The organism is Halalkalibaculum sp. DA3122 (assembly GCF_043951865.1).
Lineage (GTDB): Bacteria > Bacteroidota > Rhodothermia > Balneolales > Balneolaceae > JAMQKA01.
The window spans coordinates 1-395 of the sequence record NZ_JBINJF010000121.1 but is presented as its reverse complement, the minus strand read 5'-3'; the positions used below and the strand labels follow the sequence as shown (position 1 = coordinate 395).

1 protein-coding gene is annotated in these 395 nt (G+C 58.2%); it reads left to right on the top strand.

The annotated features are described in order from the left end of the window. Nucleotides 1–395 (top strand): ATP-binding protein (locus tag ACG2F4_RS19455; RefSeq protein ID WP_395262604.1); only part of this gene is annotated, 395 nt, incomplete at both ends.

Sequence of the window (395 nt, the reverse complement as noted above, 5' to 3'; positions counted from 1 at the left end):
TCCGCCAGCAGGCGGCCGCCACCGACATCGACTACCATCCCGATCGACGGCTCGACAAGACCCTGATGGGACGCCTGCTGAGCCTAAACTTTGCCCGAAAGGCCGAGAACCTCATTATTACCGGCCCAACCGGAACCGGCAAAAGTTGGCTCGGGCAGGCGATCGGCCGCCAGGCATGTCTGATGGGCCTTAAAACCCGCTATTTTGTTACCGCCCGGTTTTTTGACGAGGCGAAACTGGCCAAACTCGAAGGCAACTGGCCCAAACTGCTGAAAAGTCTCCTAAAGACCGATCTGCTCATTCTCGATGACTTTGGGCTGCATCCGATGGATCCGGCCGACCGGCAGTTGCTGATGGACCTGATCGAAGCCCGTCACCAGGCCACATCCACCATT